We start from the raw sequence: 10,618 nt of genomic DNA on the forward strand, positions 1-10,618 counted from the left end.
ATGATGCGTCCTGCCTGGATGAACGCATTGCCTGGACGTTTTTCGCGAGCAAGCTCGCTCCTACAGGGGGATTGTTGGGGGTATGACATCGGTGTTCACCCCGATGAACCTGACGAACTTCAGGCCGGCTATCAGGCCGCCTCGCTTTTGCTTTTGATCTGGCTTTTGATTTTGATCTGCCCCGTCGGAAGGCCGAGCGCAGGTTCTGCGTAGTGGGCACCGCGGCAAGGATGCCGCGGTAGCCGCCCCCGGCCATGGATGGCCGATGGCGGCGGGCCCACGGAGCAGGACCGGAGCGAGGGAATGGCGAGCCTTAGCGAGCCACCGTACGTCAGGGGCGCAGGCGCTTGGTTACTTGGCGCTTCTCCAAGTAACCCGCCGTCAGGGCGGAACCCTAAGTGGCCGTTACCGCAGAAACGGATATGTACACCATCAAACCCTATGTCGCCCAACACTCAGCCATCGCGGGCAAGCCCGCTCCCACAGGGATCAATGTGTACTCACGAAACACACCTCCAGACAACACAACGCCCAAAGCAAAAAAAGCCCGCTGACCTTACCGGTCCAGCGGGCTTCTCTTTGCGCGAAAACGTTAGTGAGCCACAGCCGCCTGCTCTTCCATCTTCCTGCGCAAGCTCAACGGACGCATGTCCGTCCAGGTTTCTTCGATGTAAGCCAGGCATTCCTTTTTCAGCCCGCTCTTGCCCACGGTGCGCCAGCCTTCCGGCACGGCTTTGTAGTCGGGCCAGATCGAGTACTGCTCTTCGTGGTTGACCACGACCTGAAAGAGGATGTCCTCGCGGTCGAATACTGACGTCATGGTGTCTCTCCATCGCTGTAAGGTGGGCTGCACTGCGTGCGCAGCCGTTATGTAGAAAGAACGTTCCGGGGCCCGGAAAATTTAGAGGCCGGCGGTGGCAGCGGCCATGGCCCGGCCGAAAATCTCCGCGACCCGATCGATTTCCGCGGCGGTAATCACCAGGGGCGGCAGGAAACGCACCACACCGCCATGACGGCCGCCCAGCTCAAGAATCAGCCCACGCTTGAGGCATTCACGCTGCACCAGCGGCGCCAGACGAGCAAAAATCGGCGGATGACCCTGACCATCCGGCGCGCCCGTCGGGTCGACCAGTTCGACGCCGAGCATCAGGCCGCGACCGCGAATATCGCCCAGTTGCGGGAAGTCTCGTTGAAGAATACGCAGGTGTTCACTCAAGCGTTTGCCCATGGCGGCAGCGTGTGCGCAGACCTTGTGCTCGACCAGATAACGCATCACTGCGGAGCCCGCAGCCATCGCCATTTGATTGCCGCGGAACGTCCCGGCATGGGCGCCCGGCAGCCAGGTGTCGAGCCAGTCGCGATACACCACCACCGCCAGTGGCAGGCTGCCGCCGATGGCCTTGGACATCACCACCACATCCGGAATGATCCCGGCGTGCTCGAAGGCGAACATCTTGCCGGTGCGGGCAAAACCGCTCTGGATTTCGTCGACGATCAGCGCCACGCCCGCCTTCTCGGTGATGCGCCGCACGCCGCGCAACCAGTCAAGGTCAGCCGGGATCACCCCGCCCTCACCCTGAACCACTTCCACAATCACGGCGGCTGGCAATTGCACGCCGGCCTCGGGATCGTTGAGCAAATTATCGAGATAGTTGAGATTGACCTGCACGCCTTGAGCGCCGCCGAGGCCGAACGGGCAACGATAATCGTAGGGATACGGCATGAACTGCACGCCACTGCTGAGCAACGCGCCCAAGGGTTTTTTCGGCCCCAGGCTACCCATCAGGCTCAGCGCGCCCTGGCTCATGCCGTGATAACCGCCCTGGAATGACAGCACGGTGCTACGCCCGGTGGCGGTGCGCACCAGTTTCAGCGCAGCTTCCACCGCGTCGGTGCCGGTCGGGCCGCAAAACTGGATCTTTGCTTCAGCGGCGAGCGCCGGCGGTAGCAGACCGAACAGGTCCTGGACGAACTGGTCCTTGACCGGTGTGGTCAGGTCGAGGGTATGCAGCGGCAGTTCATCGGTCAGCACTTGCTGGATCGCTTCGATCACCACCGGATGGTTATGCCCCAGGGCCAACGTCCCGGCGCCGGCCAGGCAGTCAATGAAACTGCGGCCTTCAACGTCTTCGACATAAATGCCCTTGGCACGCTTCAGGGCCAGGGGAATGCGTCGCGGGTAGCTGCGGGCATTCGATTCCTGCTGACTCTGGCGTGCCAGCAATGGCGATTCGTTGAACTGATACAGCGTCTCGGCCGGCGCCGGAGTGATCCGGGCCGACTGATCTTCCATAAGGCTGGTAGCGACTGACATCTCTCGACCCCTCAATAAGGTTTTCCTGTTCTGGAAACGCATCAGCGCGCCGAGGATTTAGACCCTTGATCAGCTTTCTGTGAAGGTGGCGTCAGCGCCTTGTGCATGGGGATGGCGTGGAGTCCGGCGACGGTGAAGGTTTCGGCGCAGGGCTGATAACCCAGATGACGGTAAAAGGCTTCACTGGTTCGGGTGCTGTTGAGTCGGGCCCTGGCCAAGCCTTTGTCCATCAACCAGCTTTCGAGATCGTGTACCAGCGCCTGTCCTGCACCGCGTCGAAACCACTCCGGCTGTACGTAACAGAACGCGACCTTGCCACTGACCGCCGCCATCGCTACGCCGACCGGTTTGTCCTGCAACAGGGCGACATTCAGGTACAACCGTTGATCGGTCAGCCACGATTTAATGTGTTCAGTAGTTTTGCTGTGAGTCCAGGTGGCGACGGTTCGCGGGTCGTTGCGATGATCGAGCGCACAGCCGACGCGGATCGAACAATCGACGATCCGGCTGATGATGCCGGCGTCGGCGGGGGTTGCCTTGCAAATATGTAGGGGGGCATCCATGGCGCTGTGACCTCAATCCATTGAGAAAAAGCTGTCGGGGACGATAGCGTCGCAGGTGACAGAAATGCCAATGGAGAGAAGTTACATTTGATGTGCAACACCGATCTTCTGTAGGAGCCGAGCTTGCTCGCGATGGCGTCCGTACAGTCAACATCAACGTTGAATATCAGGCCGCCATCGCGAGCAAGCTCGGCTCCTACAGGGTGTATGTGGTTGATTAGACCGGTTGCAACGGCATGCTCAACTCAACCCGCAAGCCATCCGGCCGGCTGTCGAAATGCAGCGTGCAACCACACCGCTGAACGATCGCCTGGACAATCGCCAGCCCCAGGCCGCAACCGGTGCTCTGGCCGTTGCGCCAGAAGCGTTGCGTCAGGTGTTGCAGATCGTCTTCGGCAATGCCCGGGCCATGGTCGCGCACCACAAACTGTACGCGGCTACCGGTGGTCTCCAGGCTCAGTTCCACCGGACCATCGTTCGGGGTATGGCGCAGCGCGTTGTCCAGCAAATTGCGCAGCGCCGCAATCGACAGCACGGCGGGCATTTGCACCGGGGCATGGGAGAGTACCGGCGGCACCTTGAATTTGATCCGCTGACGATCACCGCTGGCGGCATCCTGAATCGCCAGTTTCGCCACTTGCTCGGCGCTGCATTGCACACCATCGTCGAACGACAGGCTGCCCTCGACCCGAGCCAGCAGCAACAGTTGCTCAAGGGTCCGGTGCAGGCGGTCGGCGCCCTCCTCGGCCCGGGCCAGGGATTGATCCCGCGCTGCGCCGTCGGTCATGCGCGCCACTTGCAGGTGCGTCTTGATCGCTGTCAGCGGGCTGCGCAATTCGTGGGCCGCGTCACCGGTCAGTCGGCGTTCGCGCTCGATGGTCTTGCCGATACGCTGGAACAACTGGTTCTGGGTATCCAGCAACGGTTGCAATTCGCTGGGCAGCGGCTGGATCTGCAAAGGTTCGAGCGAGTCGGCGCTGCGTCGCATCAAGGCATCGCGCATGCGATTCAGCGGCGCCAACCCCTGGCCGATACCCAGCCAGAGCAGGCACAGGCAACCGAGCAATGCCACGCCGACCGGCACCGAGGCGGCCAGCAGGATCGACATGTTCAGGGCTTCACGCTCAATCTGGCGGTCAGCAGTGGTGATGCGCAGATCGCCACGGGCCAGCGTGAAGCTGCGCCACGGCGCGCCGTCGATCATCTGATCGTGGAAGCCCATTTTCTCGGCTTCCAGGGTTTGTTGCGGATCGGTGTGACTGCGGGCGAGGATTTCGCCGCGCAGGGAGCTGACCTGACACGCCATGCCACCCGGAATGTTCAGTTGTTCCGCGCTGAAATGGGTGCCCTCGCCCTTGGTCGGCAAGGCTGGCAATTGTTCCATCAGGCCGGCGACCATGCGCGCCGATGCCACCAGCCGCTGGTCGAGGGAAAACATCATCTGGTTGCGCAGGTCGCTGAGCATCCAGGCTGCCGCCAGGGCCCAGATCAGCGCAAAGGCGGCACCGAGTGTCAGGCTCAGGCGCAAACGCAGGCTCATCACTTTTTCAATTCCTCTCCACCATCGGCCGGCCCGAGGCGATAACCCAGGCCGCGCACGGTCTCAACAATGCCGTTACCCAGTTTGCGCCGCAGGTGATGGATATGCACGTTGAGGGCGTTGCTTTCCAGTTCATCGTTGAAACCGTAGACGCTGTCTTTCAACTGCTCGGTGGACAGCACCCGACCACGGTTATGCAGCAAGGCCTGCAGCAGCGATTGCTCGCGTCGCGACAAATCCACCGGCTGACCGCCAAGCATGGTTTCGCGGCTGCTCGGATCATAAGTCAGACGGCCGTGCTCGATCAGGTTGACGCTGCGCCCCGCCACCCGTCGCAACAGGGTATGCAGGCGCGCGGCGAGTTCACGCAGGTCGAACGGCTTGAGCAAGTAGTCATCGGCACCGGCTTGCAGGCCGTCGACGCGATCGGTCACCGAATCCCGAGCGGTGAGGATCAGCACCGGGATTTCCAGACCGCTGTTTCGCAACTGCTGCAACAGCTTCAAACCGTCTTCATCCGGCAGCCCGAGGTCGAGCACCATCACGTCGAACTCGGCGACCTTGAGCATCGCCCGGGCAGCCGAGGCCGTGGCCACGTGCTCCACCGTCAGGCCCTGAGCGGTGAGGCCGGCGACAATGCCGCTGGCAATCAGCTCATCGTCTTCGCAAACCAGTACGTGCATGGTGAGCTCCATTAAAAACGGCTATTCAATCAAATCGACATTAAGCCTCGATTATGTCGAAGTCAGAGACAGGATAAAAGCAGAAATCCTGACGCTAAATATTGCATAACAAAAGCCTGTACAAGTGCAAAGTACGGCCGCGATACAAACCAACTACAACTAGACACCTCATCTTCACTCTGCCAAACACCGCAACAAATACTTTTTAAAAAACACCACGCCCACCCTCTATCAAGCTATAGAATTAAAACCAGAACCCGACACAACCAAGATTCAGTAAAGAACATATTGAAACCTACTTTACTCAATCTTTTTCAACACACTTGAAAAGCTCTCTAAAAACGAAAGGAATCAGACCATGTCAAAACTTAAAAACTTTGTTGCCGTTGACTGGCGCTCTGGGAAAGACAAAATTTATTTCTTCTTCAAAGACAGTAACACTTACACTCGATTTGATATCGCAGATGAAAAAGCAGCCGAGGGCTTCCCGAAAGCGATCAATCATAGTAGTTGGCACGACTTTCACGAGCACGTCAAAGACTTACGATTTGGGTTCACCACCACGCATGTTGAAGTAGAACGCTCGAATAATACCGACCAGGATCATCTCTGGCTTTTCTATTATGATCGCGTGCCGATGGTCTGCAAATATGACCAGGACACAGACAAAGTTATCCGTCGCACCCCTGTTGCCAAATCGATATGGAAGTGCCTTCTTCCGTATTTTGACAATATCATCTTCGGCACATGGTGGCGCACCTCGTCATTTGGACGGGCGCCAATCAGACTTCTCATGAACAACGGCAAATCGCTGTATGTCGACTTGGGAAGCGCACAGGATATTGAGGCTTCAGTGAGGATTGAAACCATCAACAACACCACATGGCCCGGCCTGGAGCCATATATGCATCGAATCATTACTGCCGCACAAAATGATCGAACGTTTGCCAGTAGTCTCCTATACATCTTCCTGACCAATAACGAGTGCCTCGTTTACAACATCCCGGACAACAAAGTCGAAGACCGTTATGTAGTCAGTGACGACACGTGGCCCGGTCTGCTGCGCGACTGAGCTTCATCACGGCCCATGGCAGTCTTGCGTGGCGGTTAATCACCGGTTAATCGCCACCCACCATTGTGCACTCACTTGCACAAGGACAAGCCTGAACCATGCGTCGACTTTTTTTCTTTTTTGCTCTCTTGATCTCGGGTCTGGCCCAGGCGGGGACCAACCCGTTCGAAACCAAACCCGACTTTCTACCCGTCGAAAAAGCGTTCATTTTCACCTCCGAACGCCTGGAGTCCGGGGAAACACAGCTCTACTGGCAGATCGCGGATGGTTACTACCTGTACCAGCAACGCCTGAAGTTTGATGGCCTGCCCGCCGAGCTCAAGCCGACATTGCCCCAAGGCGAATCCCACAGCGATGAGTTTTTTGGCGAACAGCAAGTCTATCGTCAAGGCCTGGAACTGAAGATCCCGGCGGGCGCCACAGGGCAAATCAAGGTGGGTTTCCAGGGCTGCGCCGATGCCGGTCTGTGTTATCCGCCGCAAACCCAGGTCGTGGATCTGGGCGGAAAAGCGGTCACGTCCGTGGTTGACGAAGCCCCGGACCAAGCCCTGGCCAGCGGCCTGCAACAACGGGCGCTGGGCTGGAGTTTGCTGGTGTTTTTCGGTCTGGGCCTGTTGCTGGCCTTCACCCCTTGTTCGTTGCCGATGCTGCCGATTCTGGCCGGTTTGATCGTTGGCAGTGGCGCCACGCCCAAACGCGGTTTTGCGTTGGCCACCAGCTATGTCGTGAGCATGGCGCTGGTGTATGCAGCGATGGGCGTACTGGCGGCGCTGCTCGGTGCGAACCTTCAGGCGCTGCTGCAAAACCCTTGGCTGTTGGGCTCTTTCGCCGCGGTGTTCGTGTTGCTGGCACTGCCGATGTTCGGGTTCTTCGAACTGCAATTGCCGGTGGCTGTGCGGGATCGGCTGGAGAATGTCTCCCGTAATCAGCGTGGTGGCAGCCTGATCGGTGCGGGCGTGTTGGGCGCCTTGTCCGGTTTGCTGGTCGGCCCGTGCATGACCGCGCCGCTGGCGGGCGCCCTGCTCTACATCGCGCAAAGCGGCAACGCGTTGCACGGCGGGTTGATTCTGTTCGCCATGGGCATCGGCATCGGTGTGCCGCTGCTGTTGCTGGTGACGGTCGGCAATCGCTTCCTGCCTAAACCCGGCGCATGGATGAACTTGCTCAAAGGCGTATTCGGCTTCCTGTTCCTGGCCACGGCCCTGCTGATGCTGCGGCCGGTGCTGGACGAATCGCTGTGGATCGGCCTGTGTGGTGCGTTGTTGCTGATTGCCGCCTACAGCGCCTGGAAACAGTCGGAAGGTTTCGGCCGCGTCGCGCATCTGTTCGGTGCCAGCTCATTGTTGCTCGGCGTTTGGGGCAGCCTGTTGATGATCGGTGCGGCAGGCGGCAGTGATGACCTGTTGAAACCGCTGCAGGTCTATAGCACTGCCAATGCGAGCAATGTCGCCCGCCCGGTTGGCCACGACGCCTTCACCACGATCAAGGACCCGACCGCGTTGCAACGGGAACTCGACGCGGCGCAGGCTCAGGGCCAATGGGTGTTGCTGGACTACTACGCCGACTGGTGCGTGTCCTGCAAGGTCATGGAAAAACAGGTCTTCGGCCAAACCCGTGTCCTTGACGCCTTGAACGACGTGCGCTTGCTACGGTTGGACGTCACCGCCGACAATGCCGCCAGCCGCGAACTGCTCGGCCGATATAAAGTGCCGGGGCCACCGAGTTTTCTGTGGATCGGCGCCGACGGCATCGAGCGTCGTAGCCAGCGCATCACCGGCGAGGTCGATGCCGACACTTTCCTGCAACGCTGGACCACCACCCGAGACGCCCGTTAATGCTGACTTTTACCCTCGGCACGTTTGCCATCGCGCTTAACCACCTGCTGCTGATCAGTGCCCTGGCGCTGGCGACGTTTGTCGGTTGGCGGGCGGCCAAGCGCGGTGGCGAGAATCCCGAGTCGGCGCTGTTCAGCCTGTTCCTGATCGGCATGCTGGCCGCCCGGGTCAGCTTCGTGGCGCTCTACTGGACGCACTATCGCAATGATCCGTGGCAAGTCATCGACTTGCGCGACGGCGGTTTCCTCGCGTTGCCCGGCGTGATCGTGCTGTTACTCGCCACGTTGTATCGCGGCTGGCGTCGGCCGGGCTTGCGCCGTCCGTTGGGCTTCGGCGTGGCCAGCGGCCTGGCGTTCTGGGTGCTGGCCACCTTCTCGCTGACGATTTACGAACAAGGCACGCGCCTGCCGGACGTTACCCTGCGCAATGCCGCTGGCGAAACCGTGCAACTGGCGGACTACAAGGGCGGACCGTTGGTGATCAATCTCTGGGCCACCTGGTGCCCGCCGTGCCGTCGGGAAATGCCGGTACTGGAAAACGCCCAGCAACACCGCCCGGACCTGACCTTTCTGTTCGTCAATCAGGCCGAAAGCATGCAAAGCGTCAGCACCTTTCTGGAAACCCAGGGCCTGAGCCTGTCCAACGTGCTGTTCGACGGCAGTGGCCGGTTGGGCCAGGCGGTCGGCTCGATGGCGTTGCCGACTACGCTGTTCTATAGCCCCGACGGTCGCCTGTTGGGCAGCCACCTGGGCGAGCTGTCGGAAGCCAGCCTGGCTCGCGCCCTGGAAAACTTCGAGACCCCGAATCCTGCCGTACCGGCCACCTCTTCAAGGAAATTGCCATGCCCCGCCTCCGCCACCTGCTGACGCTGACCCTGGGCGCCGCCCTGCTGCACTTGCCGTCGGTACAGGCCGCTGAAGAACTGCCCGAAGCGATCAAGAAGATCGAAGCCAAGGGCGCCAAAATCGTCGGCCAGTTCGACGCGCCCGACGGTCTGCGCGGTTATGCCGCGCAGTACCAGAACCGCGGCATGGCCCTGTACCTGACCCCGGATGGCAAACATGTGTTGCTGGGCAGTTTGTACGACGCCGAAGGCAATGACCTGAGCAGCGCGCCCTTGCAGAAGCTGGTTTACGCGCCGATGGCCAAGGAAGTCTGGGGCAAGATGGAAGCCAGCAACTGGATCGGTGACGGCAACAAGGACGCACCACGTGTGGTGTACCTGTTCAGCGATCCGAACTGCCCTTACTGCAACATGTTCTGGGAACAGGCGCGGCCGTGGGTGAAGGCCGGCAAGGTGCAATTGCGGCACATCATGGTCGGCATTATTCGTGAGGACAGTCCGGGCAAATCAGCCGCGCTGCTGGCGGCCAAGGATCCACAAAAAGCCCTGCAAGAGCACGAAGGTGCCGGCAAGGCCAGTTCGCTCAAGGCCCTCAAAGACATACCGCCAGCGATAGAGGCGAAACTGGCGGCGAACATGCAGTTGATGGAAGACCTGGAGTTGCAGGCGACGCCGGCGATTTTCTACATGGACGACAAGGGTGAGTTGCAACAGCAGCAAGGTGCGCCTTCGCCGGACAAGTTGGTGAAGATTCTCGGGCCGAAGTAGTTTTTCCTGATTCTTTAGTGTTTTTGCCGGCCTCTTCGCGGGCAAGCCTCGCTCCTACAGGATTTATGTCGATCACAATATTTGCAATCGACATAAATCCTGTAGGAGCGAGGCTTGCCCGCGAAGGCGTCAATACGATCGACTAATTTCTCTCAGCCAGAAACTTCAGCAAAGCCTCAGTCACAAACGACGGATTCTCCAGATTGGAGATATGCCCCGCCTCCGGCACCAGCACACACGGGCAACCGATCAACCCGGCCATTTCATGCGCCTCCGACGGCGGCCGCGGCTTGTCCTGATCGCCACACATCACCAGCGTGGTGTCAGCCTTCAACTCGCCCAGACGCGGCAACAAATCATCCCGACCAAACGTAATCCGGCCCATCGGCACGATGCTTTGACGCAGGCGCTCCGGCGGCAACGCGGCCAGTTTCGCGCGGAAATCCTGATACAGCGCCGACTGCGGATCGATGCCCGGACGGAAGAAGATCGGCACCACGATGTCGAGCAGTTGCGGGGCAATCACGCCGGTGTCTTCGATCTGTTTGAACAGCGAAAAATAGTACTGGCGAGTTGGTTCCGGTTCGACGCCGACGTAGGTGTCCATCAGCACCAGGCCATTGATTCGCTGCGGCGCCGACAAGGCCAGGCGCACGCCCCACATGCCGCCTACCGACAGACCGACCAGCGTGACCCGGTCGATGTCCAGATGATCGAGCAACGCCAGTGCCTGACGGGCAATGTCATCCAGCGATTGCGTGCCTTCGGGTAGCGGGCCTGATTCACCGTGGCCCCACAGGTCCAGGGCGATGACCCGGTATTGCTGCGACAGCGCGGCAATCTGCGGCGCCCACATGGTTTGGTCCCAGAGGTAGCTGCCGGCGAGCAGCACTGCGGGGCCGGTGCCTTTATCGATGTAGTGAAGGGGTTGTCCGTCAATCGTAACGAGGGGCATTGACTGTTTCCTTTGTGAAAACTGGAGCACGGAGACTGTGCTGC

10 protein-coding genes are annotated in these 10,618 nt (G+C 59.9%); 4 read left to right on the forward strand and 6 right to left on the reverse strand.

Annotated elements, in window-relative coordinates; all coding sequences use genetic code 11:
* Positions 1 to 592: 592 nt before the first annotated feature.
* The 5 genes from KJF94_RS17530 to KJF94_RS17550 form a co-directional block, all read right to left on the reverse strand.
* Complete coding sequence (locus KJF94_RS17530; RefSeq protein ID WP_027925781.1) at positions 593 to 820, reverse strand: MbtH family protein; 228 nt, start codon at positions 818 to 820, stop codon at positions 593 to 595.
* An 81-nt stretch (positions 821 to 901) separates the two neighbouring features.
* The gene (locus tag KJF94_RS17535; RefSeq protein ID WP_214377536.1) at positions 902 to 2,314 is read right to left on the reverse strand and encodes an aspartate aminotransferase family protein; all 1,413 of its coding nucleotides are present in this window, start codon (positions 2,312 to 2,314) and stop codon (positions 902 to 904) included.
* A gap of 41 nt (positions 2,315 to 2,355) precedes the next feature.
* Positions 2,356 to 2,877, reverse strand: a complete 522-nt coding sequence (locus KJF94_RS17540; RefSeq protein ID WP_214377537.1) for a GNAT family N-acetyltransferase — start codon at positions 2,875 to 2,877, stop codon at positions 2,356 to 2,358.
* A gap of 217 nt (positions 2,878 to 3,094) precedes the next feature.
* Positions 3,095 to 4,420, reverse strand: a complete 1,326-nt coding sequence (locus tag KJF94_RS17545) for an ATP-binding protein (RefSeq protein ID WP_214377538.1) — start codon at positions 4,418 to 4,420, stop codon at positions 3,095 to 3,097.
* Positions 4,417 to 5,100 carry a response regulator gene (locus KJF94_RS17550; RefSeq protein ID WP_214377539.1) on the reverse strand — a complete coding sequence of 228 codons (684 nt, stop codon included), beginning with the start codon at positions 5,098 to 5,100 and terminating at the stop codon, positions 4,417 to 4,419. Before KJF94_RS17550 ends, KJF94_RS17545 begins: the two co-directional genes overlap by 4 nt.
* Before the next feature lie 358 nt (positions 5,101 to 5,458).
* Here KJF94_RS17550 and KJF94_RS17555 point away from each other — a divergent pair, with 358 nt between their 5' ends.
* The 4 genes from KJF94_RS17555 (at position 5,459) to dsbG (ending at position 9,619) form a co-directional block, all read left to right on the forward strand.
* A complete protein-coding gene (locus KJF94_RS17555) occupies positions 5,459 to 6,172 on the forward strand; it encodes a hypothetical protein (RefSeq protein ID WP_214377540.1) in 714 nt (237 codons plus the stop codon).
* Between the two features lie 98 nt (positions 6,173 to 6,270).
* Complete coding sequence (gene dsbD / locus KJF94_RS17560; RefSeq protein ID WP_214377541.1) at positions 6,271 to 8,007, forward strand: protein-disulfide reductase DsbD; 1,737 nt, start codon at positions 6,271 to 6,273, stop codon at positions 8,005 to 8,007.
* Positions 8,007 to 8,873 (forward strand): TlpA disulfide reductase family protein, encoded by an 867-nt coding sequence (locus tag KJF94_RS17565; RefSeq protein ID WP_214377542.1) that lies wholly within the window; start codon positions 8,007 to 8,009, stop codon positions 8,871 to 8,873. The genes dsbD and KJF94_RS17565 overlap by 1 nt, the downstream gene beginning before the upstream one ends.
* Entirely contained in the window at positions 8,849 to 9,619 is a 771-nt protein-coding gene (dsbG, locus tag KJF94_RS17570; protein ID WP_214377543.1) for a thiol:disulfide interchange protein DsbG, read from the forward strand. Before KJF94_RS17565 ends, dsbG begins: the two co-directional genes overlap by 25 nt.
* A gap of 142 nt (positions 9,620 to 9,761) precedes the next feature.
* Here the strand turns inward: dsbG and KJF94_RS17575 are convergent, their stop codons facing one another.
* The gene (locus KJF94_RS17575; RefSeq protein WP_214377544.1) at positions 9,762 to 10,574 is read right to left on the reverse strand and encodes an alpha/beta fold hydrolase; all 813 of its coding nucleotides are present in this window, start codon (positions 10,572 to 10,574) and stop codon (positions 9,762 to 9,764) included.
* Between the last annotated feature and the right edge of the window lie 44 nt (positions 10,575 to 10,618).

It is taken from the genome of Pseudomonas hormoni, from assembly GCF_018502625.1.
Classification (GTDB): Bacteria; Pseudomonadota; Gammaproteobacteria; order Pseudomonadales; family Pseudomonadaceae; genus Aquipseudomonas; species Aquipseudomonas hormoni.

What these genes read in the sequence shown, in the direction of transcription:
- dsbG (WP_214377543.1), top strand. Translation starts at nt 8,849, where the DNA reads ATGCCCCGCCTCCGCCACCTGCTGACGCTGACCCTGGGCGCCGCCCTG.
- KJF94_RS17575 (WP_214377544.1), bottom strand. Translation starts at nt 10,574, where the DNA reads ATGCCCCTCGTTACGATTGACGGACAACCCCTTCACTACATCGATAAA.
- KJF94_RS17540 (WP_214377537.1), bottom strand. Translation starts at nt 2,877, where the DNA reads ATGGATGCCCCCCTACATATTTGCAAGGCAACCCCCGCCGACGCCGGC.
- dsbD (WP_214377541.1), top strand. Translation starts at nt 6,271, where the DNA reads ATGCGTCGACTTTTTTTCTTTTTTGCTCTCTTGATCTCGGGTCTGGCC.
- KJF94_RS17530 (WP_027925781.1), bottom strand. Translation starts at nt 820, where the DNA reads ATGACGTCAGTATTCGACCGCGAGGACATCCTCTTTCAGGTCGTGGTC.
- KJF94_RS17550 (WP_214377539.1), bottom strand. Translation starts at nt 5,100, where the DNA reads ATGCACGTACTGGTTTGCGAAGACGATGAGCTGATTGCCAGCGGCATT.
- KJF94_RS17565 (WP_214377542.1), top strand. Translation starts at nt 8,007, where the DNA reads ATGCTGACTTTTACCCTCGGCACGTTTGCCATCGCGCTTAACCACCTG.
- KJF94_RS17535 (WP_214377536.1), bottom strand. Translation starts at nt 2,314, where the DNA reads ATGTCAGTCGCTACCAGCCTTATGGAAGATCAGTCGGCCCGGATCACT.
- KJF94_RS17555 (WP_214377540.1), top strand. Translation starts at nt 5,459, where the DNA reads ATGTCAAAACTTAAAAACTTTGTTGCCGTTGACTGGCGCTCTGGGAAA.